The following is a 23577-nucleotide window of genomic DNA, read 5'->3' on the forward strand; positions in this document are numbered from 1 at the left end:
ATTTCTACTATAATAAGTTATCAATAATAAACGGTGGTTACTATGTCAACAAATTACAACATCAACTTAACTGATAATGCACTAAAAAAAATCCACTTTCTTGCAGAGCAGGAAGGGGATAAGAGTTCCATTTTACGGGTTGCAGTTTCAGGTGGTGGATGTTCTGGCTTCAAATACAATTTTCTTATGGATCAAATGAATAAAAATCTATCTTTGGATGATGAAGACGATGATTACGATGATGAGTTTGATGACGAAGATGAAGATGATGATTATGAAGAAAGCGAGGACTATAGAAGCCACTCCAGTTTTAGCGAAAAAGGTAAAGATATAGTAATTAATGATGAAAATGGCAATCCTGTATTAATGGTTGATAATTGTTCAGCAAAATTTTTAAATAACTCAGTTATAGATTATACTGAGGATCTCAGTGGTTCTGGTTTTCAAATAAAGAATGCCTTTGCTAAATCCCAGTGTGGTTGTGGCAACAGCTTCTCAGTTTAGTCAAAAATTTGATGTCATTCCAGTGCGTGACACTGGAATCCAGCCTTTTACGAAATCCCATCACAAACGTTGTGTTTTAACATAGGATTAGCTACTTTTATGCTCACCAACTTAGTGTCCAATCAAAATTCCTGGATCCCAGTGTCGGAGCACTGGGATGACACTCTTCTCTGGTGGATGGTGCTCTCAAGTCACAACGTTCATATAGTTGTATACTTGACACTGAGGTTTATTCTTCTATTTCTTTTTTACTGGTCATGCACTATCATTTGCTATGCAAGCACAACATTTGTATGGTTATAGGTCTTTTAAACATGGGTGGTAATGTAGCACTAGAACTAACTTCTGTAGATAAAAGCTTCAAGGACAATTCTGCTGTTGTAAAGGATATCAACTTAAGTGTTACAAGAGGGCAAGTAGTAGCGCTGATTGGCAATTCAGGTGCAGGGAAAACAACTATATTGCAAATCGCAGGCTTGTTGGACAAGCCAACTTCAGGTATAGTTACGATAGATGGAATAAATTGCACACAAGCCAGTAATAAGCATAAAACTCATGTAAGAAGAAATTTTCTTAGTTTTGTTTATCAATTTCACTATTTGTTACAAGAGTTATCGGTGTTGGAAAATATTATGCTTCCTCAACTCATTGCAGGAAAAAGCAAAGCTGAAGCAAAAAAAAATTCGCAAGCAATGTTGGAAAAATTTGGTCTGGAAAACAAAGCAAGTAGCATGGTATCTGAAGTTTCGGGTGGGGAAAGGCAGAGAGTTGCAATTGCAAGAAGCATTGTAAATTCTCCAAAGCTTTTACTTGCAGATGAGCCAACAGGAAACTTAGATCCAACAAATTCTTTTAACGTGTTTTTACTGCTACATTCATACGTAAAGGAAAATAACAGCTCTATGCTTATAGTAACACACAATCATCTCCTTGCAGAAAAGGCAGACTGCATTTTCCAATTGAGAGATCGATCATTAGTGAAGTTGTGAATAGGAAAAATAGCACAATTTCTATGCCTTATACTTATCTAACCAATGATCATTAACAGAGTACAACTCGCATGAAATGCTTTCATTGCTTTTTATACACGGACTTTTTAACTTACGCTGTTTACTTAGGGAACACCCCGATAACATAAACACAGCTAAAACAAAAAATAATAGCTTTTTAAACATAACAAAACCTTTTCATTTATATTACTACACTCATTTCTCTTGTTTGTAAAGATTAGGCATATTCTTTTACCCTTACCTCTTTTTTGACCTTTTGAGAAGAAATAGTTGCACTATTCAAGCGCAGTTTTATATAATTGTCCACGATTTGAGTCACTTCCTCTTCTTTATCCTTTAGAAAGTGATTAGTATCATCTATTATATGGTATTTCATGTGATCACTTCTTACTGAATTTATCAACCTTTTTGCTAATTCTGTTACATCGCTTTCTTCTGAGATTGTATCATTACTGCTTTGTATTATAAGCCCAGAAACTGGACAGGGAGAAAGAAAAGAAAAATCGCACTTAGTTACCGGAAGAGAAAGAGCAATAAAACCCACTATCTCAGGGCGGCGCATTGTTAGCTGCATAGCCACCCATGCTCCAAAAGAAAAACCAGCGATCCAAATTGGAACATTGCTAGGATTATGTTCCTGAAGCCAATCAATGGCTACCGCAGCGTCAGTTAATTCTCCTATACCCTTATCAAAAGTTCCGGTAGATTTTCCCACACCACGAAAGTTAATTTTCAATGCAGAAAAATTGTTATCGATAAAAGACGTATATGTACTATGTACAATTTTACTATCCATATTACCACCATATTGAGGATGATGATGTAAAACCAGCACAACCGGCACGTTGGCATCTTTGCTTTGGTGGTATTCACCTTCTATCTTTCTTGTTGCATTATTTAAAAAAACTTCAACCATGATAACTCCTAATAAGAACCCGCTTGACAGGTATTGATGACGTGAGTTATTAATTATGTATTAATCTCGCTGTTTTTGCAATAAATTTTTTATCGTGTTAAAGCTAACGTACATAGTTATGGTTATAGTTGATGGTAAACTTATTTAAGTGACAGATGAGTCCATTTTCTTTAGAAAATAGTGGTTGCGTATATGCTGATTACAATGCAACTGCTCCAATTAGTGAAAATGTAAAAAAAAGTATATTTGAGGTCTTGTTAAAACAAACGCTCAATCCATCATCACTACATAAAAGAGGACAAGAAGCGAGGAAGATTCTTCAGGATGCAAGAGATAACGTACGTGGTGCTATTGGCGTCTCAAGTGATAAAGAAATAGTTTTTACGTCTGGTGCAACTGAAGCGAACAACCTTGTTATGAGAGGAATAGCAGGCTACCTGCATATAATTTCAGCTATAGAGCATCCTTCAATTCTTAATTCTGCATGTAATCCATATATAATACCTGTTAATCAGGAGGGCATTGTTGACTTTTTAGAGCTAGAAAAAATTCTAAGCGAACTTAAAGGAAACAAAGCAATAGTTTCAGTTATGATGGCAAATAACGAAACCGGAGTTATTCAACCTATTGAGGAAATAGCTAAAATAGTACACAAGTTTGGAGCAATTTGCCACACTGACACTGCTCAAAGTGTTGGGAAAATTAAAGTTAATATGGAAGATTTAGGAGTGGATTTACTCACTTTATCCGCCCATAAATTTGGCGGTGTAGCAGGCAGTGGAGTTTTAATATTCAATAAAGAACTTGCGATAGAACCTATTATAATAGGTGGTGGACAAGAGAAGGGATTTCGTGGTGGTACGGAAAATATTGTTGCAATTGCAGGCCTTTCTGCTGCACTGCAAAATATTCCAGATCTTTTATCAAAAATGGATGAAGTAAAGGAGCTACGCGATCAATTAGAGTGTGAATTATTAAATCTTGCCAGTGACATAAGAATCTTCGGTAAAAACTCTAAGAGGCTGCCAAACACAAGTTTTATTTATATGCCAGGAGTAAAGAGTGATGTGCAGCTCATGCATTTTGACTTGAATTATATTGCAGTTAGTAATGGCTCCGCATGTTCTTCTGGAAAAGTTGAGCCTTCCCATGTTTTGCTTGCAATGGGGGCAACAAAAGAGCAAGCAGAGTGTTCAATTAGAATCAGTATAGGTCCAGAAACTAAACCACAAGACATAAAAAAAATAGTGGATTGTTGGTATAATATCTACAAGCAGAACACCTTGGTATAGATAATACGTGGTATCATGCAGGCACTGGCCGAGCATTAGATGTAAAAAATTACTTTACAACCCCGCGGTATCTCTAGATCCCGCTAACAAGCAGTGGGATGACGGTTGTTAGGCTAGCTGTCATCCAAGTAGCTGACACTGGTTCCTTTATGACGGCAGTGCCCCTATGGTGTCATTCCAGTGCCCCTATGATGTCATCCAAGTAGCCTCCTCCCCTGTCATCCCAGTGCCCTGACTACTTGGATCTAGCAAGCTTTGCTTGCAAATAAGTCTAATACGTGTCGCGTTTTATGCCAAAACACAATTGGAGTTACATGCAAAATAGATCCCAGACTGGGATGACAAAAAAAGAGCACTGGAATGACACCATTTGCTGTGCAATTTACCTTCAAAAATGAATGTTCGTACAGCTATGGATTCATTTGCGGTATCTCACCATAGATCCCGCTGACAAGCAGCGGTATGACGGTTATCAGTAAACATGAATTACTTTAGCTATGCAATCAGGCTTCCTAAAAACACTTTGTAGCCAATCAATTCTTGAGTATAAAAAAAATTCCTTTAATAATAAGGTATGCTAATCAGGAATTTAATAAAACAAGCAACGGGAGTAGGAAGTAGTGAAAATGCAATACGGTATGTCAAATATCTCTATCAATTTGAGAAGTTTAGAAACACATTAAACCTCACTTTGTCACTAATAAAGCAAAATAGGCTCTCATTTGAAATATACCAAGAGGGATTAGTGGATATGGAAGAGGGAGTGTGTAAGACAATCAGGTCTTCCGGTGTAAATAGATATGTTATTGTGCTAAGAAGGTCAAACCCATACATTATAGTGCATGAACTTTCACATATGGTTGAAAATGAACTGAACTTAAGTTTAGAACAGGAATTTCTCCATAAAGTTTATCAAGATATTGAGCAGAACTTAAAGCAGTCAAATATTCTTGTACAGAAAATTATCGGCCAAGTCATATTTAAGGAGATACAGGCTTATCAAACTGCAAAATCACGCGCATCTGAATTATTTGCACGCTACTTTGAGCTATTTGCTTGGGTGCAGGAAGTTTACCCTAAAGACAAAGAATACTTAATCCGCACTCAAGATTTAAACAAAGTTTTTCTTGCTACTGACCAATGGAAAAAGAGCTACCTTGATCCACAAATGATGGAGAGAATAGATAAGGAAATCAAGGAATACAGCAATAAAACTGCCACTAAAGACGTAACCAAAGTGCAAAGCAGTTGGACTAATAAATTTTCTCCTGGGGGCAAAAAAATTAGCTCTATATTTGGAGATGATGATTAGCTTATAACGCGAATTCTGGATTAAAGGAGAATAGAAAAGGCAGAAAACAGGGTAAACTCAGCAGTTATAAAAAAATAGATGAGGTTACCCATGGAAGATATAACAAAACTGTTTTGTTTGGTCGATGATTTTTGCAGAGATATAGAGAAAAATTTTGCAGGCAAACTACTGCCAAATGGTAAAAAACCCACAAGAACAACGGAAATTGAGCACTCTGAAATCATGACAATAATCCTGCTATATCAACAATCTCCGTGTAAAAATTTCAAAACTTTCTATCTACATTACCTAACGTTGCTCTACAAATCAGAGTTTCCAAAGTTGCCTTCATATACCAGGTTTGTTGCTCTAAAGCCTAGGGTTTTGTGGCATTTAGCAATGTTGTTGCATTGGCTTTGTGGACAGTCAGAAAACACTGGAATTTCATATATAGACACAACTCCCATTGCAGTTTGTCATGCAAAAAGAATATCCAAAAACAAAGTTTTTGCTGGAATTGCAAAATTAAGCAAGAGTACTTACGGCTGGTTTTTTGGTTTCAAATTACATATGGTAATCAATGAAAATGGTGAAATTCATGCACTTACGCTAACAAAAGGCAATGTTGATGATAGGATACCTGTGCCAAATTTGACGGAAAAATTAACCGGCCTTTTGTTTGGTGACAAAGGTTATATTGCAAAAGAGCTTTTTCAGAAGCTGTTTGACCGAGGTTTGAAACTTGTTACCAAGGTGAAAAAAGGTATGAAAAATACATTAATTTCGCTAAATGAGAAGATTTTACTGAGAAAAAGGTCTATCATTGAGACTGTTTTTGGTTACCTAAAAAATAGACTAGAAATTGAACACACTCGCCATAGATCCCCTGTTGATTTCTTGGTTCATATCTTTTCTACTCTCATCTCCTATTCCATCAAATCCAAAAAGCCTTCTATTTCCTATACTTCCTTCCTTAATCCAGAATTCGCGTTTGTGATACAGAAGTTACCTTTTATTCCACTACAACAAACTTTAAAAGCACTACATTTTATATTACAATAACTCTTTTATTTCTTTAAAGGTTCATGAAATTCACATTATCTTGGTTATTAGAACACTTAGAAACCAATGCTAGTTTAGAAGAAATTACCGATAAATTAACTCACATAGGGTTAGAAGTAGAAGATGTAATCGATAATTCCAGATTAACTGGGTTTATCGTTGCAGAGGTATTAGAAGTCGTACCTCATCCAAATGCCGATAAATTAAAATTATGTAAAGTAAATGATGGGAGTAAAATTCTACAAATAGTTTGCGGAGCAAACAATGTTAGAGAAGGTATGAAAACTGTGCTTGCATCTCTTGGTAGCACATTGCCAGAAAGTGATTTCACAATCAAGCCCACAAAAATACGAGGAGTGCTAAGTGGAGGGATGCTCTGCTCTGCTTCTGAACTTGCACTTACTCAAGAAGAAAGTGAAGGAATAATCGAGCTTTCTGATGATTATAAAGTAGGGGATAAATTTTTCAATTGTGACCCTGTAATTGATATAAATGTTACTCCAAACCGTGGAGATTGCTTAGGCATTTATGGAATAGCTCGCGACCTTGCTGCAACTGGAATTGGAACATTAAAGACTTTAAGCATTCCACAACTTACCAGCTCCATAAATTCACCAATCGATGTTGAAGTTACTGACGGGGAAAGTTTCATTAGTGGAATATACATTGCTAATGTAAAAAATCAAGAAAGCCCAAAATGGTTAAAAGATAGGCTGGAATCGATAGGAATGCGCTCCATTTCCGCAATAGTTGATATCACGAACTATATTATGATATCTTTCAGCCACCCAATGCACGCGTATGATGCAAAAAAAATAGAAGGAGAGCTTGTAGTACGCAAAGCAAACGACGGAGAAAAATTTGCTGGTTTGAACGGTAAAGAATACTTATTAAACAAAGACATAAGCGTTATTGCAGGTGATAAAAATATTCATGGAATTGCTGGAATTATAGGTGGTAAGTGCAGTGAATGTACTTTTGAAACTACCAATATTTTTTTGGAATTAGCTTTGCTCGATCCAATCTCTATTGCTAAATCCTCAAGGGAGCTGAGCATCTCCACAGACGCTAGTTACAGATTTGCACGTTCAGTTGATCCTGGATTTACTTTTGATGGACTTAATCTTGCAGCTAAAATGATTTTGGACTTATGTGGTGGAGAAGCCTCAAGCGTAGTGTCTGCCGGCAGCTTAGATAATGCTGACACCAAGGTGAACTTTGATTATCAGGATGTGAACAAGTTTGGAAGTGTGTCTGTATCGCCTGATGAGGTGCTTGATATCTTAACGAAACTAGGGTTTAGTATTGATAAAAAAACCGAAGGCAATTGGAATGTACAAGTACCAAGCTGGAGACCGGACGTGACTATACCTGCTGACCTAATCGAAGAAGTAACAAGAATATACGGCTATGACAAAATAAAAGAAGAACCACTACCAAATAATGTTGAAGAAGTAGATAGTACATACGACGATTTGCGTATTTTGATGACAAACAGAGGGTTTCATGAAGTGCTAACCTGGTCGTTTATGAGTGAATCAACAGCTGAAAAATTTGGTTACTCGAATAAGTTATTTATCATCGATAATCCGTTTAACAATAACTTTAATATAATGAGACCAAGTATTATGCCAAATTTATTGCAAGTCACTGTTGATAATATTGCCCATGGAGTACCTGATCTTGCAATCTTCGAAATTGGGCCGATTTACGATGGTGAAGCTCAGTCTAAGTATGTTTTAAGTGGAATTAGGTCAGGAAATAATTTACCGCGAAACCATTATAATACTGATAGGAAAGTAGATGTTTTTGACGCAAAGGCTGATTGCATAGCAGCTTTGGAGTTTTTTAACGTTAATTGTGATAATTTAACGATAGAGAAAGCAGAAAAAGAACATTACCACCCAGGAAAGTCAGGCACTCTCTCTTTTAAGAATAAAGTAGCAGGTTATTTTGGAGAGTTGCATCCTAATATATTAGATCTTTTTGATATCAAGCAAAAAGTTGTAGGTTTTGAGGTAATACTAGAAAATATTGAAAATTTACCTGTAAGTAGAAAGAAATTTATCGATTATAAATACCAAAGTGTAAAACGTGATTTTGCATTTATAGTAAATAAGGATGTGGAAGTAGGTAACATAATCAATGTGATAAAAAAAAGCTCAGAGCTCATCACAGAAGTTTTGATATTCGATGTATACCATGGAAATAATATAGAACCGAATAAGATGTCTATAGCGTTGTCAGTTACTTTTTGCTCTCCAATCCACACTTTAACTGAAAAAGAGATCCAAAAAGAATCAAGTGCTATAGTTAATTTAGTATGTGAAAATACCGGAGGAACTTTGAGAACTTATCGTTGAGTCACAATCATAGTTTCCTGCCGTTGCTGTGTCACACTTACTTCATCCAATTTATTTCCAATATTGAATTCAATATCCTTGAAAAATCTATCCCACATTCCATGCAAATACTCTTCTATTTTAGGCCACACATCATTTTTAAATGTTACCCCATCATCAGAAAATAAATTACCTAAAAAGGCTCCAACACCTTCATAATTTGACTGAAAACATTGAAGAAATGTCTCTCCTTCTTTATAAGTATTATGTGCCACATTTAACGCTTTTCTCTCTGTAGTCTCTTTATAAGCATTTGATGCTCCAATCTTTATTGCACCAAACATAACTTTACTCCAGTTCTTAACTTTCTGTATACAACCTTCACTATTTCCTAGTATATTATTTATTATATCTTTTGTCAAATTATCTATCAAAGGAGACAATAAACCTTGATAAAAGTGCTTGATATTATTTTTTGTTTTTATCACAGGACTTTTTATCCATTTTTCTGCCAAATAGTATTCAAGTTCCGCTTCCTCTAACAACTTCTTAACTGCTTCTTCGTTAAAAGTTTCACGCTCGAACTCCTTCAGTAAATCATCCTCTATTATTGCAAACTTTATTTTTTCGCGAGATTCTAGTTCTTCTATATAATCATTTTTTGTTTCTTCATTTATCAACAATCCTTTTTCTTCTAATTCTAACTGTTTTAATGCTTTGAGAATTTCTTGGTTATTTTTCAAATGCTTCTCTATTAATTTTGTACTTGGATGCTGTTCTCCTTTCCTATTTCGCTCACCTTCTAAATATTTGTTTAAATCCTCATTTTCTTCTATTACTTTCCTTAACGATATAGGTTGCTCTAAGCATTCTGCAATTTCCGCTCGGTGCGCATTAATCCTCTGTACTAAATCCGGCTCCTTTTCCTCTAACAGCTTACATGAATCCTCTATACCCTTTGCTTGGCCTTTGAGTACATTTTGTATTTTGCATTTCGTTATTTCTAAATATATCTTTGCTACAAAAGCATTTACTTTATCTGAAGCTTCTTTTAAGTTCTCACTCAAAGAACCTTTTATCTCCTTTTCTAAATCCCAAAACTGGTCTATTAAGCTGAGCATGCCTAATAGGCCTAACTCACCCTTGGCTTTTTTCATTACTGATTTTACTAGCCTTTGCTCAACTTCTTGATCATCATACTCGAACTTAAAAAGACCTTCTAACCTTCTTCTTAAAACATCACCTGCTAAATTATTCTTTTTTACATCTCCATATATTTCTTTCAATTTTTCATGTATCCTAATATATTTTTTTTGTCCTTCTTTTTTTAAAAGATTAATCTCTTCTTTAGCATTACCTAGAGCTGTCTCTGTTTCTCTACTATGTATATATTTATAAACATCAATAATTGTTCTCTTAGCTATCTTCCCTTCTTCTTTAAGCCGCTTCCATTCTGCTTTAAATATAGGAAGCTCACTATCATCTAAAACATCCGGTACTTTTGCTCCTGCTTTTTTCAGATCTCTTATTATCACTTTTTTCTCACCTGGTAATTCCTTACCTTGACTCTCTAATTCCTGTCTCACTAAAGAATTTTTTATCTCATCTTCCAGTGAAAAACCTTCTTTCCGTCTATCCAGCTGAAACCTAATTGCTTGTATAAAGGCAACTTGATAGGCGTTGTATATTAAGTGAGTTGTCAACTTAAAATCTATGCTACTTACCACTTTTAACCTGAATTCGTCCAACAATTCCTTCAATTTATCATATGTAATCTCTTTCTTTTCTAGCTTTATCAGTTCTTCCATAGTCTTCGCAAATTCTTGAATAGAAGTTGCAAGCACATTCTTGATCTCATTACGTAAAGGCTTAAGACCATTTTTTAAGTGGATATTAGCTGATAATTTCAGTATGGTATTATGTTCTGAATCACGTGCAACATTAAACCAACTACCATCTTTATCTTCGCATAAATCTCTAAGTAGTTGTTTAAATTGCGGTGGAAACTTAACTTCCATATTCCACTTAATGTCTGCTTCAATAGCCTCTATCTTATGAAAAGACACCTCAATATTTTGGTGTTCATTTTGACATAACCCATTACTTATTTTAATAGCAGCAATCAAAAAATGAGATAATTTTTTATTTAAAAGATAAAAAGTAGCCAAAGCGAGTGTTGCAGGAATAAGTAATGCTGCAAGCACAGCGATATTAACAAGAATCACTATTGCAGCAAGAACACCATATACCAATCTTTTTGCTGTACTTTCACTTACTTCACTTTCTTTTGTTTTATTCTCCTCTGAACTGATTTGTGTCTTATCATTTGTTTTTAATTTATTATATACGGCTAATCCTAACGCAGTGAAAACTATATAAGGAAACATTAAAACTGATAGAGCTAAATTTAATACTTTCTTCTCCGGGCAAGCTCGATTTACCTCTTTAAATATTCTACTTGATATATTATACCAAGAAGTAAAAAAATCAGAGTTATAATCTTTATAATGAAATATACTGAGTGGAACGTTAAAATTAGCTAACGGCTCTTGTTCTTCCACAGCATCAAAAAATTCTTCTTCCTCTTCTGAAGTAGCAAGACCTAAATCATTCCCTTCTTCTACATTAGAAACAGCTTCCATAGCATCAAAAGACTCTTCCTCTTCCAAAGTAACATTGGAAATAAATTCTACTTTACCTAAATCATCACTGTTGTTATTCAAATTAACAACTTCCTCACAATCTACAACAGCATACATACCACAACCTTACCCCAATTACCCATAAGTGTTGAAAGTATCAAAAATAACGTGATATGAGATGATCAACGGCATGTAAATTACCTCTGTGAATTGCAGTAATGCTATTTTGAACCCATGTAGATTATTTTTGATTTTATAAACAAGAAATAACAAAGCCGTAATAATAATCATGTAAATATACACCTTCATGCCATTCATAGTATGGCTTAAAAAGTGCTTATATCCAAGATTTTGCTTTATAAATTTAAAGAACACTTCTATATCCATCTGCGCCTATATAGCTCTGTTACTTCATAAGCTGGCATTTCAAACAAGTTTGTCAAAAACCATATTTCATCTCCAATTTTATTTCTGATTTTTATTAGCCGTAGATCATGCTTTTCTGCCACTTTACCTCGTGCACGATAAAGATTAACTATTATATCTTCTAAAATCTCTGATCCATCCGATTTTTGTTCTCTTATAACTTTGTTCCTGCTTATAACATCATGTTTTCTTCCTACTTTAACTCTTGTGATAAATTTGTACTCCTTTTCATCAAATTCGGCAAAAGTTCCAACTTTTCTGATTCCTCTATCAAATAATAAAATATCCTCTTTTTCAACTTTAGCTTCATTAATTGCTCTCACTAATGCCATATCTTCACTACTTTCTTCTTGTCCTTTACAAAATCTTATACTTGTCGGCAATTGATCCTTTAATCCTACACTCACTTTAACTTGACTGTCGTTACTTTTACCGCCTATTTTTAGCCCATCTTTTATGAGATATCCCGATAAATTTATGATCGTCGAATCAAACTTATGTAAGTTATTTGATGTTTTTTGGGGTAATAGCTTTTTAATCTTGCTCATCAAATCAATATATACTCCCTTAAAATATTCTGGATTTATAACTTTTAACCTTTTTGACAAACCACTGTATGTTACTGTACTTTTATCGCTATTCTTATCCATTATACACCTGTCTATTACCATTTCTAGCGCTCTTAGGCTTGTTTTTTGCCCCATTAATATTAACTTCATTAGACCTTTAAATATAATCTTGCCCAACAATTTAGTATTACATTTATCTACTTCACTTAATTTTCCTAGCCTTTCTAAATCCTCATCTTTTATTAAATTTAGTACTCTTTCTATTTGATCCATTATTGCCTCCATTTTCTTGCAATAATAGTTCTTTATGTCTTTTTTGTGTTACTTTCAACACTTATGCCCAATTACCCTAAGTATAGCACAAATGCTAACAATTTGCAACTATCAACAATCTAACTTAATACCAACAATTGAATCTTGGTATTCTTTAGAGTAAAAGTTGATTCCAATTTCTATATTAACCTCTAAAGATAAGGCTAGAGTTTGCTCTTTTATATATTCACTCCACGTATTTATTGCTTCCTTAATTTTCTCATCTTCTGTTTTGATTATTACTCTGATTCTATTTGATACATGAAAATCAGCTTGTTTTCTGGTTTCTTGAATAAGCCTCACGGCATCTCTCGCTAGCCCTTCTAGAATTAATTCATCATTTAGTTCAGTATTTAGAATGACAATCCCTTTATTGTTATCAAATACAGAGGAATATTCACTGTTTGCTTTTAACAATAGTTCATATTCGCCTTTTTCTATAATATAGTTCTCTGATTCGTCTCCTAGAAATATCTGCTCATTCTCAACTTGCTTCCATTTTCCCTCCTTGACATATTGAACTAGCTTCTTGATTTTGTCTGGAATTCTTTTCCCAAGCAGTGGGAAATTTAGCTTTAACTCTAGTGATGCAATACCTTCAAGTCTGTTTACTAATTCCAAGCTTTTTACATTCACCTCATCTTTTATCATCTCCTGGTACTCATTTGAATCTGCAGCACACTGGATCCCAGTGTCAGCTACTTGGATAACAGGAGAGAACTCTGAGATGACAGAAAGCGGTTCACCTTCAAGAAAACTACAGGAAGACTGATGATAAATCGTCATACTACTAAGTGGTTGTCTGATACGTATGTTAAAAGTGTTTCTAATAGAGAGCGCAGAGTTGCATATCTCTCTCACTAAATCCATCTTGGCAATGAGCTGACTATCAAACTTCTCTAATTGTGGAAAATTAGCCAAATGAACAGATGTTTCTTCATACTTAAGCCCTTGCCATATATTCTCTGTTATAAGTGGCAACAAAGGAGCTGCAGCTCTTAGTATGTAATAAAAAACTGTATATAGAACATTATAAGCATCAGTTTTATCCTGATCCAAATCACCTTTCCAAAAACGCTCGCGACTGCGACGAATATACCAGTTATTCAGCACTTCAAAAAAATCTATCAGAATTTTGCAAGCCTCTTGGGAGCTATAGCTGTTCATAGAAGCTTGGATACTTTCTACAGCTTCAAAACATTTGGAAATCATGTAGCGATCAATAGTACTTTGATAATCCTTACAAACTTCAGCTTTAATTCTATCTGCATTTGCATACATAGTAAAAAAGTGATAACTGTTCCAAATAGGTTTTATTACGTTTTTCAGAACATCTCGTATTGAGTTTCCTTCTTTATCGAGTAGCAAATTACCACCACAAACAATAGATCCAGAAAGCATAAGAAAACGCAGTGCATCAGAACCGTATCTATCAAAAACCTCCATTGGATCTGCATAGTTATTCAAACGTTTGGACAATTTTTGCCCTTTTACATCCAAAACAACACCGTGGCATATGCAGTTCTTAAATGGTTCCCTATCAAACAAAGCAGTGGACAATACAAAGAGCGTATAAAACCACCCCCTGGTTTGCGCTATGTATTCAGTGATAAAATCCGCAGATTCAAACCACTCCTTATTTTCAAACGGATAGTGGATTTGCGCAAATGGCATCGAGCCAGATTCAAACCAGCAGTCAAACACGTCAGGTACACGGCGCATAACTGATTTTCCTATTGGGTCATCAGGATTTGGTCTTGTTAAAGTATCGATAAATGGTCTGTGCAAGTCGTCTATTTTAACATTAAAATCTCTTTCCAGTTCTTCTATTGAACCATATACATCTACTCTTGGATATCTCGCATCATCTGATTTCCATACAGGGATTGGCGTACCCCAGAATCGATTGCGTGAAATTGACCAGTCGTGTGCCCCTTCAAGCCATTTTCCAAATTGACCATCTCTAATGTGGTTTGGTATCCAATTAACTCTCTTATTTAGCTCTACCATTCTGCTTTTGAATTTTGTAACAGCAACATACCAAGAAGGCATAGTGCGATAGATCAAAGGAGTGTCAGTTCTCCAGCAGTGTGGATAATTGTGAATATATTGCTCAGTTTTAAACCAATTCCCTTGCTCTTTTAATTTTTTTATTACTGTATCATTGGTATCAAAAACATGGACCCCTGCCAAATCTGAAACTTCAGCAGTAAATTTTCCACTGTTATCAATTGGACAAATAACTGGAATATCATGGCTTTGGCAAAGGTAAAAATCTTCCTCACCAAATCCAGGAGCAGTATGCACAACGCCAGTACCATCTTCTTCCGTCACATAATCAGCAATAAAAACGCGAAATGCATTTTTTGTGTCTTTAAAATAGTCAAACAGTGGTTTGTAAGAAAGACCTGCAAGATCATTCGCTTTAAGTTTTATATTGCAGTTTTCATATGGAATATTGTTTTGTTCAGAGTAGCTGATAAATTTCTCTAAGTAGCTTTCAGCAAAAATGTATATTTCACCATTCATTGAACTTCCTTCACTACTTCCTGTCATCCCAGTGCCCAGACACTGGGATCCAGAAATAGATTCCAGCGTCACGCGCTGGAATGACACCAAAGAGTGGACTGACACTGCACAATACTCAATATCCTTTCCTATTGCCAATGCCAGATTGCTAGGAAGAGTCCAGGGAGTTGTAGTCCAAGCAAGTAATTTACACTTTCGTTTAACACTTTTAAATTGCTGTGGGTTTTCTAAAAGCTCAAATGCAACAGTTACAGCTTTGCTAACTTTTTCTCTATACGCGTTATCAAGCCTTGTTTCAAAATTGGATAATGGAGTTTCGCATGCCCAGCTATATGGTACAACGCGCACTGATTCATACACCAGACCCTTATCATAAAGCTGCTTGAATGCCCACATGACCGACTCCATGAATGATTTATCCATGGTCTTATAGTCATTGTGAAAATCTACCCATCTTGCTTGTCTATTGACATATTTTTCCCACTCTGATGAAAATTTCATCACAGAAGTACGGCAATGATCGTTAAATTTATCTATACCAAACTTCTCTATCTCAGTTCTACCAGATATTCCAAGTTCTTTTTCTGCACCCATCTCAGCCGGCAATCCATGGCAATCCCAGCCAAATCTACGTTCAACCCTTTTTTGCAGCATAGTTTGATATCTTGCAAATGCGTCTTTGATGAAACCAGTGAGTAAATGTCCATAATGCGGAAGTCCATTTGCAAACGGAGGCCCATCGTAAAAGACAAAACAATTATCCTTGGAACGTTCTTCAACTGACCGCTCAAAAACTTTGTTTTCCTGCCAAAATTTTATGATTTCCTTTTCTAACGATGAAAAATCAGGACTACTTACTGTATCAGGATAATGCTTTGACTTCATGTTCGCTATGTAAAACTAAAGAATATAGGGCTTTCTGAAAAATCACAAATTCAAAAATATTTCCGTAGCTCACACCCCAACAAACTATTCTGCCGAGCTCCCAATACCTTTTTTTAAGTTTTACTTGCAGTTTTTATTGTTTTACTTAACATTAACCCAAGCTTTAGGGGTATTTTATGGATCAGAAGACAGATAAGTTTCCACAATTTTTAAAAATGTTGTGCTTTGTTGAAATGTGGGAACGTTTCTCTTACTATGGAATGAGGGCACTTTTGGTCCTATTTTTGACTTCTCACTTAGGTTTCACTGATGAGAGGGCCTTTACTATTTACTCATTATTTGCTGCAACAGGTTATGCTATACCAATACTTGGAGGTTTTTTAGCTGATAAGTTGATGGGATTCCGCAACATGGTATTGCTTGGAGGGATAGTGATGATAGCAGGTCATGCCTGCATGTCATTGGTTGAGTTTGAACCAGGTTTATTATATTTAGGTTTATCTCTAATAGCCGTAGGTACTGGTATGTTTAAAGGAAACGTAACTAACTTACTTGGTTCATGCTATGGCAAAGACGATCCTGAACGTAGCAGAGGCTTTACTTTATTTTATGTAGGTATAAACCTTGGAGCAATATTGGCTTCTATTTCATGTGGTTATGTAGCCCACTTATTTGGTTGGCACTACGGCTTTGGTTTAGCTGGCATTGGGATGTCTATAGGGCTAATCTTTTTTCTCAAATTTCAGAGTCTTTTAGGAGATAGCGTCCTTTCTCCTTATCCAGAGCTTATGAATAAGCGCATATTAGGGATTAAAATCTTTGGTATAGTATTGATAGGAAGCTTTCTGTCATCATCAATAATTGCTAAAATGCTTATACATAGTGAATTTTTTACTAATATGCTCATATTTGTTGGAATAACAGCTCTAGGCATATTTATTTATATAATATCTAAATTATCAGCAGAACAAAGACGAAAATTAGTGGCATTATCTATTCTTGTGGTATTTTTCTTGTGTTTTTTTGCTTTAGAAATGCAGCTTGGCTCTTTGGTTAACTTATTCACCGAAAGAAACGTTATTAACAATGTATTAGGTATAACAATTCCAGCTTCAGTTTCTCAAGCCATAAATCCTTTGTCAATTATAATACTTGGCTTTCTTTTTGGAACATACATGAAGTTTAAGCAAAAATATGCAACTTCCATGTTTACCCTTGGCCTTCTGACAATGGCTATGTGTTTTTTCACACTGTACATAGGATGTTTAAACTCTAACAGCGAAGGTAAAGTAGAATACTTATATTTAATAATTGCTATCTCCTTTATGGGACTGGGAGAATTATGCATTGCTCCCTTAGTTTTAGAACAATCAACTGCACTAGCTCCCCCAAATTTTAAAGGAGTAGTAATGGGTATAACAACGATGTCGTTAGCATTTTCTAACCTAGCCGGAGTTGCAATATCAAAATTTATGTCAGTTCCTTCAGTAAACGGTAAAATAAATTATTTAGAATCTTTAGAAATATATAAAGAGGGTTTTTTAAAGGTGGGGATATTTAATTTAATGCTCGTTATTGTATTTTTATTCTTCTTCAATTTTATACATAAAGTTATTACTAACTCATCTTGTACAAAAAATTGATATAGGTAAGCTTAAGGTAGATTTACTACTATTCATAAGTCTAAATTCTGTAATCGTTCACGGACTTTCACTGTATTAAGCAGAAGTAGCAACTAAACTTTATAACTTTTGAAAAGGATTATGATGTGCATTTTTTCAATACTCTTTGCTTGGTCTTTGATACTAAACCAAGACTATACTTAGATTAAATATGCTGCTTAAAATCAGTGAAAGGCACACCCAATAGGCTATTTTGCCGAGCTTCCAACACTTTCACGTTTACTATTTTGTCCCTGTATTTATCTTCAGGATCATCAATGCACACTGATTGCATATATGGGCTTTTACCAATAATTTGGTCTTGGTGTTTACCTTTTTTATCGCTAAATAGAACAGGTATAGTTTTGCCTACCATACTCTGGTTAAACTCAAGTTGTTGCTTACTAATTAATTTCTGTAAACGAAGAAGGCGTTCTATTTTAACCTCTTCTGGTACTTGATCTTTTCTTTCCGCTCCCGGTGTGCCTGGTCTTGGGCTGTATTTAAAACTATAAGCCTGAGCATATCTAACTTTTTCTACTAATTTCATAGTTTCTTCAAAATCTTTTTCGGTTTCTCCAGGAAAACCAACGATGAAATCAGAAGAAAATTCGATTTCAGGTTTCAATTTGCGAAATCTGTCTATTATTTCCAAATACTCCTCTGCAGTGTGTTTCCTGTTCATCACGCGCAATATTTTATTCGAACCAGACTGCACAGGCAGGTGAACAAACGGCATGAGTTTTGGCTCTTCCGCATGTACCAAGTAGAGAGATTCATGCATATCTCTTGGATGAGAAGTTGTATAACGAATCCTCTCTAGCTTTTCAATTTTAGCAATATGACTAATTAATTTTCCTAAATCCCACACTTCCCCTTCGCATTCTCCATGGTAAGCATTGACGTTCTGACCAAGCAAATTGATCTCATTTGCCCCATTTGCAACTAATTTCAATGCTTCACGAAATACTTCATTCACTGGCCGTGAATACTCAGCTCCACGAGTATAGGGCACCACACAAAACGTACAAAATTTATCACAACCTTCTTGTATGGCAAGAAACGCAGAGGACCCCTGGCTATTGCCATAGCATTCATCTGGCAATTTATCAAACTTTGCAACTTCAGGAAAATCAGTGTTTATTATGTGACCTTTACTTCTGCTTGCTTTGACTATCAGCTCCGGTAAAGTAGCGATACTCTGCGGACCAACAACAATATCCACAAATGGAGCCCTTCTGAATACTTCTTCTCCCTCTGCTTGCGCTACACACCCAGCCACCACTATAGTCATTTCTTTTCGTAACGAATGAATCTTCCCAAGCTCTGAGTAAAGTTTTTCTGCTGCCTTCTCTCTAATATGGCAAGTGTTCAGTATCACCAAATCAGCTTTTCCTGCATCACTCACAACGTTGAACCCCAAAGGTTTAATTATATTTTCCATTAAAACGGAGTCATAAACGTTCATCTGACAGCCGTAAGTTTTAATATATAGGCCTTTCATATTTGGTATGTCTTTTTCAAAATTTCTTCACCCTACACGTAAATGTCTAACAGACCAGCGCGTGACGCTAGTGAACTTGCTAGCACAATAGATTTTGACAAAATTATACGAAAAACTGGATCCCAGTGTCAAGCACTGGGATGACAAGTTCTCGGCAACCCCTACGTCATACCATCACGGTATCTCTAGATCCCGCTAACAAGTAGCGGGATGACGGTTGTCAGGGTGTCATGCAAGTAGCTAACACTGGCTTCCATCCAAGATGGCAGTGCCCTCTTCTTGTCATCCCAGTGCTTGACACTGGCATCCAGGAAACTTAATTGCAAGTAATGCATTGAGTTTGGTGAGTATGGGTTTTGCGTTATAGAATGAAGCACTTTTGGTGAATTTGTAAAGAAAGCTGGATCCCAGTGTCAAGCACTGGGATGACAAGAAAGGGAGCACTGGAATTTTTATTTCAGTATTGTACATTAGCCATGCATCTGAACAGATACGAGCTTTCTGCTTTTTTTTGGTAAGGTCAGTCAAAAAGGTTTTACAACAACCATAATAACTATAACTATTATCAATACTGTAACTGCTTCATTTAAAACGCGAAAATAAATATGTAACTTCTTATTCGAACCCATTGCAAAATTTTTCCTATATTTTGCAAGTAGCATATGAATAATTAACATCAAAAGTATTGCAAATGCTTTTACATGAAACCACCCTTCACGATATGCTTCCTTAATAACCATTAGTGTAATTCCAAGACCAAGTGAGAAAAGCATTGCAGGGTTTATGATATATCTAAGTAGCCTCTTTTCCATTGTTTGAAGCAAGCTATCATTTTCCGATCCCGGTTTTACAGTTGCATGGTAGACATAAAGCCTGGGTAAATAAAGCATACCTGCCATCCACATGATAACAGAGATAACGTGAAAAGCCTCAAGCCAGTGGTAATAGTTCATTAGCAAAAATTTAAAATTCCTGGTATTGTGTTAGTTTAATGAAAAAGAAATCGATATGAAAGCAGAAAATTTCACTAAAGAACAGATAATTGGATTCTACAGGAAAATGCTACTCATACGCAGATTTGAGGAAAAAGCAGGACAATTATATAGGATGGGATTAATAGGCGGGTTCTGTCACCTATCAATAGGACAAGAAGCAGTTGCAGTTGGAACTCAAGCTGCATCAAAATTAGGTGACGCTTTTATCACAAGTTATAGAGACCATGGCTTAATGCTCGCATGTGATTCTGATCCAAATGTTGTAATGGCAGAGCTTACCGGCAAAGAAACAGGATGCTCGAAAGGTAAAGGTGGTTCGATGCACGTATTTGACGTTGAAAAAAAATTCTTCGGCGGGCATGGAATAGTGGGAGCACAAGTTCCAATTGGCACAGGAATAGCATTTGCTAATAAATATAAGAAAAAAGATAATGTGGTATTTACATATTTTGGCGACGGTGCTGCAAATCAAGGACAAGTATATGAATCGTTTAATATGGCATCTTTGTGGGAGTTACCTGTGGTTTACATCATAGAAAATAATGAATACGCAATGGGAACCTCCGTGCAAAGATCAACTTTAGTAACAGAGTTATATAAAAGAGGAGAAAGTTTTGGTATTCCTGGAAAACAAGTTGATGGAATGGATTTTTTCTCTGTTTATGAGGCTACAAGCGAAGCAGCGGAACACACACGCAGCGGAAAAGGGCCTATCCTGCTTGAAATGAAGACATATCGATATCGCGGTCACTCAATGTCAGATCCTGCTACTTATCGCTTAAAAGAAGAAGTTGAAGATATGAAGCAAAATCATGACCCTATAAGCACTTTAAAGAAATACATGACAGATAATAAAATGGCTTCAGAAGAAGAGTGCAAAGTAATTGATAAGGAAATACGTGATTTAGTAAAAAAGTCGGAAGATTTTGCCAAAAATAGTAAAGAACCAAGCGTTGATGAGCTGTATACTGATGTTTATAAATTTGTTAGCTAATTTTTTTATCCAGAACTGTACAAACATTGTATAGTAAACGATGTCATCCAAATAGCTCCTTCTCCCGTCATCCAAGTGCCCTCCTTTTTTTGTCATCCCAGTGCTCTGACTACTTGGATCCAGCTGAGTTGGTGAGTATAAAAGTATAGCTAACGCAAGCTCTACGTCATGCCGCCGCGAACCGTCATACCGCGATTCATTCGCGGTATCTCTAGATCCCGCTAACAAGCAGCGGGATGACGGTTGTCAGGCTAGCTGTCATCTCAGTAGTCTCCTTCTCCTGTCATCCGAGTAGCTGACACTGGTTCCTTTATGACGGCAGTAGCCCCTTCGGTGTCATTCCAGTGCTTGACACTGGAATGACACCAATAATTGACATTTCACTAGATATTCATTATAAATAATGGAATGCTACAAAGTATAAAAACCATATTAATAGAAGACGATAACGTTAGGCTGGATAGGTACATCAGAAGAATCTTTCCTGATTTAAAGCAATCTGTAATTGAAAAATCTTTAAGGAAAGGATTAATCAAAGTTGATGATTGCAAAGCAAAGTCCAGTGATAGAGTAAATTCTGGGCAAACTATAACGCTGAAGCACTTGAATTATATTGAAAACGCTAATTCTGATCGCAAATATAATGAAAAGTTAGTGAATCTACTAAGAGAGAACATATTATATGAAGACGAATATATACTAGCTATAAACAAACCCGCAGGGGTCATCGTTCAAGGTGGCGTAAAAGTAAAGATTAGCATGAGTGATTTGCTTGACCAAATAAGAGAGGGAGAAACATTTAAAATTGTCCATAGGCTAGATAGAGATACGAGTGGAGTGATAATATTCGCACGCAACGCTAATGTTGCCAGATACCTTATGGAAGAATTTAAAGGACGAAGAGTAAAAAAAACTTATTTAGCATTAACTTCTGGCATACCGAGCAAGGATAGTGGAACAATAGACTATCCATTGGTGAAAAAATATGTTTCAGGTCAAGAAAAAGTGGTCGTTGATGAAAATTCACCTCAGAATGCCACTACGCATTTTTCAATTATAGCAAAATCCAAACACAATGTTGCTTATTTAAAATTACAACCAATTACCGGCAGAACCCATCAGTTACGTGCACATTTAGCTCATATAAATTGCCCTATTCTTGGTGACGGTAAATATGGTGGTAAAAAAGCTTTTATTGATGGGATAGCAAATAAAATTCACCTTCATTCGCATTCTTTATCTTTAAAACTGCCAAACAATAAAGAAATCACTATCACCGCTCCTATCACTAAACACATCGAAAAATCCATTGAAGCGCTATTTTTCGACTGAAACGATTTCACCAATCAACTTTTCTGTCTTTGGCTTTAATTTGAAGCACAGATATTAGGCTAATTAATGCGCAGGCAGTAAGATAAATGCCTGCTGCAAGTTTTGTTTCGGTTTTTTCTATAAGCCACATGCATATGGATGGAGAAAGGCCACCAAATATTCCTGCAGATATGTTATGTGCGAGGCTAAAGCCCGTGCACCTAACTTTCGTTGGAAATAACTCGCAAGCAAGAGAATTATATATTCCAAAAGATGCACTTATTGGTATGGTTATTAGCCAATAAGTGGGCGTTATAACATAGTGGTTATCATAGGACAGTAGCGAAAATGCCGCTAAGCTAGCGCAAGCTAATACTATTAGCACAGGAACCATCACGTTTTTCTTCCCAACTTTATCAGATAACGTTGCGAACAACACTGCAGATGTTCCAAATATAATTTCGCTTATAATTCTTACTACATTTTTAATATCGATGCCTGACAGGGTAAATTCTTTTACAGATATGTTGTAAAACATGATTGCTGAATAAACGATTGCATTTTGAGCAATACCAAGTCCAATTGCTATCACAAATGCTTTTTTATAGTCCCTGATTAACTCTAAAAATGGAGAATTAGATAAGCTTTTATTTTGATCGTGCACTTTATATGCTAAGCTCTCTTCCATTATATATCTTGTTAAAAAGCCTATTATGCCCATAATGAAGCAGAAATAGAAGGGCAACCTCCAGCCCCAAATTTCATAATTTTCACCTGTAAACTTTTTGCAAACAGCTATCATTACAAAGCATGTAATAGAACCAAGAGCACCACTAAAAGCTTTCATGCTACCTAAAAAGCCTAGATTTTTTTTATCGCTTGAATGCTCTATTAAAAAAGCTGAATTGATACTTGTTTCTCCACCTGCTGCCATTCCTTGTGTTATTCTACAAAGCAGAAGCAGTATAGGAGAAAATATTCCTATTTCTTTAAAGCTTGGTATAATCGCAATTGCAGTAGATGATATCGAAGCTAATATTACGGAAGTCAGCAAAATTTTCCTTCTGCCGTATTTATCTCCAATGTAACCAAAAATAAATGCACCAAGTGGTCTAAATCCAAATCCAATTGCAAAACTACCAAGAAATTTGATTGTGCTTAAATAATCGCTTTCTGAAGGAAAAAAAACATTGCTTATTATATGTGTTAAAACTCCAAATAGAGTTAATTCATACCATATAATCATGTTGCAGATTATGCCCGATAGTATTGCCTTTTGGATATTAGTCATAATCTTTCGATTTAACATAACCTAATATATCATTAACCGGT

The 23577-nt window shown here is 35.6% G+C and carries 16 protein-coding genes and 1 pseudogene; 9 read left to right on the forward strand and 8 right to left on the reverse strand.

What is annotated here, in order from left to right:
- Positions 1–42: 42 nt before the first annotated feature.
- Both OPR17_RS03955 and OPR17_RS03960 read left to right on the forward strand, forming a co-directional pair.
- Positions 43–504, forward strand: coding sequence for a HesB/IscA family protein (locus OPR17_RS03955; protein ID WP_265021232.1), 462 nt, complete (start codon positions 43–45; stop codon positions 502–504).
- A gap of 314 nt (positions 505–818) precedes the next feature.
- Positions 819–1493, forward strand: coding sequence for an ABC transporter ATP-binding protein (locus tag OPR17_RS03960; RefSeq protein WP_065106727.1), 675 nt, complete (start codon positions 819–821; stop codon positions 1491–1493).
- Positions 1494–1731: 238 nt separating this feature from the next.
- Here the strand turns inward: OPR17_RS03960 and OPR17_RS03965 are convergent, their stop codons facing one another.
- Positions 1732–2430: an alpha/beta hydrolase gene (locus OPR17_RS03965; protein WP_265021233.1), complete on the reverse strand. Its 699-nt coding sequence runs from the start codon at positions 2428–2430 to the stop codon at positions 1732–1734.
- Between the two features lie 155 nt (positions 2431–2585).
- On the opposite strand from OPR17_RS03965, the gene OPR17_RS03970 reads away from it, so the two are divergent.
- From OPR17_RS03970 to pheT, 4 genes and pseudogenes are all read left to right on the forward strand, one after another.
- Complete coding sequence (locus OPR17_RS03970; RefSeq protein WP_264702595.1) at positions 2586–3722, forward strand: cysteine desulfurase family protein; 1137 nt, start codon at positions 2586–2588, stop codon at positions 3720–3722.
- Positions 3723–4296: 574 nt separating this feature from the next.
- Complete coding sequence (locus OPR17_RS03975) at positions 4297–5034, forward strand: WD_0702 family putative metalloprotease (protein ID WP_458694329.1); 738 nt, start codon at positions 4297–4299, stop codon at positions 5032–5034.
- A gap of 90 nt (positions 5035–5124) precedes the next feature.
- Positions 5125–5988: pseudogene (locus tag OPR17_RS03980) on the forward strand (IS982 family transposase); the annotation flags it as partial.
- 110 nt (positions 5989–6098) lie between these two features.
- A complete protein-coding gene (gene pheT / locus OPR17_RS03985) occupies positions 6099–8438 on the forward strand; it encodes a phenylalanine--tRNA ligase subunit beta (protein ID WP_265021235.1) in 2340 nt (779 codons plus the stop codon).
- Here the strand turns inward: pheT and OPR17_RS03990 are convergent.
- The 3 genes from OPR17_RS03990 to ileS form a co-directional block, all read right to left on the reverse strand.
- Positions 8429–11176 carry a hypothetical protein gene (locus tag OPR17_RS03990; protein WP_265021236.1) on the reverse strand — a complete coding sequence of 916 codons (2748 nt, stop codon included), beginning with the start codon at positions 11174–11176 and terminating at the stop codon, positions 8429–8431. The genes pheT and OPR17_RS03990 overlap by 10 nt on opposite strands.
- Before the next feature lie 260 nt (positions 11177–11436).
- On the reverse strand, positions 11437–12339 hold the full coding sequence (locus OPR17_RS03995; RefSeq protein ID WP_265021237.1) for a transposase: 903 nt from the start codon (positions 12337–12339) through the stop codon (positions 11437–11439).
- A 99-nt stretch (positions 12340–12438) separates the two neighbouring features.
- Complete coding sequence (ileS, locus tag OPR17_RS04000; protein ID WP_265021238.1) at positions 12439–15780, reverse strand: isoleucine--tRNA ligase; 3342 nt, start codon at positions 15778–15780, stop codon at positions 12439–12441.
- 176 nt (positions 15781–15956) lie between these two features.
- On the opposite strand from ileS, the gene OPR17_RS04005 reads away from it, so the two are divergent.
- Positions 15957–17423 carry a peptide MFS transporter gene (locus tag OPR17_RS04005; protein ID WP_265021239.1) on the forward strand — a complete coding sequence of 489 codons (1467 nt, stop codon included), beginning with the start codon at positions 15957–15959 and terminating at the stop codon, positions 17421–17423.
- A gap of 184 nt (positions 17424–17607) precedes the next feature.
- On the opposite strand, the gene miaB is transcribed toward OPR17_RS04005, so the two are convergent.
- From miaB to hemJ, 3 genes are all read right to left on the reverse strand, one after another.
- Positions 17608–18945, reverse strand: a complete 1338-nt coding sequence (gene miaB, locus OPR17_RS04010) for a tRNA (N6-isopentenyl adenosine(37)-C2)-methylthiotransferase MiaB (protein ID WP_265021240.1) — start codon at positions 18943–18945, stop codon at positions 17608–17610.
- 282 nt (positions 18946–19227) lie between these two features.
- Entirely contained in the window at positions 19228–19416 is a 189-nt protein-coding gene (locus OPR17_RS04015) for a hypothetical protein (protein WP_265021241.1), read from the reverse strand.
- Positions 19417–19469: 53 nt separating this feature from the next.
- Positions 19470–19898, reverse strand: coding sequence for a protoporphyrinogen oxidase HemJ (gene hemJ, locus OPR17_RS04020; RefSeq protein ID WP_265021242.1), 429 nt, complete (start codon positions 19896–19898; stop codon positions 19470–19472).
- A gap of 55 nt (positions 19899–19953) precedes the next feature.
- On the opposite strand from hemJ, the gene pdhA reads away from it, so the two are divergent.
- The gene (gene pdhA, locus OPR17_RS04025) at positions 19954–20934 is read left to right on the forward strand and encodes a pyruvate dehydrogenase (acetyl-transferring) E1 component subunit alpha (RefSeq protein WP_265021243.1); all 981 of its coding nucleotides are present in this window, start codon (positions 19954–19956) and stop codon (positions 20932–20934) included.
- Positions 20935–21342: 408 nt separating this feature from the next.
- On the forward strand, positions 21343–22266 hold the full coding sequence (locus tag OPR17_RS04030) for an RluA family pseudouridine synthase (RefSeq protein WP_006279888.1): 924 nt from the start codon (positions 21343–21345) through the stop codon (positions 22264–22266).
- Positions 22267–22273: 7 nt separating this feature from the next.
- Here the strand turns inward: OPR17_RS04030 and OPR17_RS04035 are convergent, their stop codons facing one another.
- Entirely contained in the window at positions 22274–23536 is a 1263-nt protein-coding gene (locus OPR17_RS04035) for an MFS transporter (protein ID WP_265021244.1), read from the reverse strand.
- Between the last annotated feature and the right edge of the window lie 41 nt (positions 23537–23577).

It is taken from the genome of Wolbachia endosymbiont (group A) of Icerya purchasi, from assembly GCF_947251635.1.
GTDB classification, from domain to species: Bacteria; Pseudomonadota; Alphaproteobacteria; order Rickettsiales; family Anaplasmataceae; genus Wolbachia; species Wolbachia pipientis.

Coding starts and splice junctions, on each gene's coding strand:
- OPR17_RS03955 (WP_265021232.1), top strand. CDS start 43: ATGTCAACAAATTACAACATCAACTTAACTGATAATGCACTAAAAAAA.
- OPR17_RS03960 (WP_065106727.1), top strand. CDS start 819: ATGGGTGGTAATGTAGCACTAGAACTAACTTCTGTAGATAAAAGCTTC.
- OPR17_RS03965 (WP_265021233.1), bottom strand. CDS start 2,430: ATGGTTGAAGTTTTTTTAAATAATGCAACAAGAAAGATAGAAGGTGAA.
- OPR17_RS03970 (WP_264702595.1), top strand. CDS start 2,586: ATGAGTCCATTTTCTTTAGAAAATAGTGGTTGCGTATATGCTGATTAC.
- OPR17_RS03975 (WP_458694329.1), top strand. CDS start 4,297: ATGCTAATCAGGAATTTAATAAAACAAGCAACGGGAGTAGGAAGTAGT.
- pheT (WP_265021235.1), top strand. CDS start 6,099: ATGAAATTCACATTATCTTGGTTATTAGAACACTTAGAAACCAATGCT.
- OPR17_RS03990 (WP_265021236.1), bottom strand. CDS start 11,176: ATGTATGCTGTTGTAGATTGTGAGGAAGTTGTTAATTTGAATAACAAC.
- OPR17_RS03995 (WP_265021237.1), bottom strand. CDS start 12,339: ATGGAGGCAATAATGGATCAAATAGAAAGAGTACTAAATTTAATAAAA.
- ileS (WP_265021238.1), bottom strand. CDS start 15,780: ATGAAGTCAAAGCATTATCCTGATACAGTAAGTAGTCCTGATTTTTCA.
- OPR17_RS04005 (WP_265021239.1), top strand. CDS start 15,957: ATGGATCAGAAGACAGATAAGTTTCCACAATTTTTAAAAATGTTGTGC.
- miaB (WP_265021240.1), bottom strand. CDS start 18,945: ATGAAAGGCCTATATATTAAAACTTACGGCTGTCAGATGAACGTTTAT.
- OPR17_RS04015 (WP_265021241.1), bottom strand. CDS start 19,416: ATGTACAATACTGAAATAAAAATTCCAGTGCTCCCTTTCTTGTCATCC.
- hemJ (WP_265021242.1), bottom strand. CDS start 19,898: ATGAACTATTACCACTGGCTTGAGGCTTTTCACGTTATCTCTGTTATC.
- pdhA (WP_265021243.1), top strand. CDS start 19,954: ATGAAAGCAGAAAATTTCACTAAAGAACAGATAATTGGATTCTACAGG.
- OPR17_RS04030 (WP_006279888.1), top strand. CDS start 21,343: ATGCTACAAAGTATAAAAACCATATTAATAGAAGACGATAACGTTAGG.
- OPR17_RS04035 (WP_265021244.1), bottom strand. CDS start 23,536: ATGACTAATATCCAAAAGGCAATACTATCGGGCATAATCTGCAACATG.